Annotated in this window: 2 protein-coding genes; both read right to left on the minus strand. The window is 37.4% G+C overall.

The features are described 5' to 3' along the window. Positions 1-15: 15 nt before the first annotated feature. Positions 16-309, minus strand: coding sequence for a hypothetical protein (locus GXM17_RS21485; RefSeq protein WP_163401553.1), 294 nt, complete (start codon positions 307-309; stop codon positions 16-18). After that, positions 306-491, minus strand: a complete 186-nt coding sequence (locus tag GXM17_RS21490; RefSeq protein ID WP_163401554.1) for a hypothetical protein — start codon at positions 489-491, stop codon at positions 306-308. Before GXM17_RS21490 ends, GXM17_RS21485 begins: the two co-directional genes overlap by 4 nt. Positions 492-567 lie beyond the last annotated feature (76 nt).

Genomic DNA, 567 nt, shown 5'->3' on the forward strand with positions numbered 1-567 from the left:
TCGTTTACTGTTATACTATTTATCATTTTTAAAAAATTGTTCTTGATTAAAACCACCCCATGAAGTGGCTTGTATTTTTTCGAGTGTAAATTTTACTTTTGCTTCGATGCTTGCCGGGATTACATAAGTCCTGACCTCATGCGGAAAATTATCGCTGTTTATCTGTGATAGTAAAGAACCTCGCTCCTGATTGATACAGATTCTTTCATTGACTTTGAACACATAAATTTTACCGAAACTCTGTAGTTCTGAGCAATACGCCAGAACGTTATGCAGGTCCTCTAATCGTTGGTTAATTTCCTCTCTCATACATTGTAAAAATTATGTTCTCGCAGGTCGAAGGTGTCACGCTCTATGGTTCTGGGTGTGGCTTTCTCTTTTAGCTTTCGCAGATCAGCTTCGATATTTGGCCGTGCTTCATGCTCTGGCGAATTATCATGCAACCATTTCTCTAATTCGGCTATTTTATTGGTTATTTGTTGTTGTGTCATGTTAGTTTTGGTTTATGGCGTTAAATACTCTGATTCCGGTGTTTTTTGGCTTTTTGATTTGGTTTAACAAAGCCAT

The sequence above is a fragment of the Flavobacterium fluviatile genome (assembly GCF_010645065.1).
Lineage (GTDB): Bacteria > Bacteroidota > Bacteroidia > Flavobacteriales > Flavobacteriaceae > Flavobacterium > Flavobacterium fluviatile.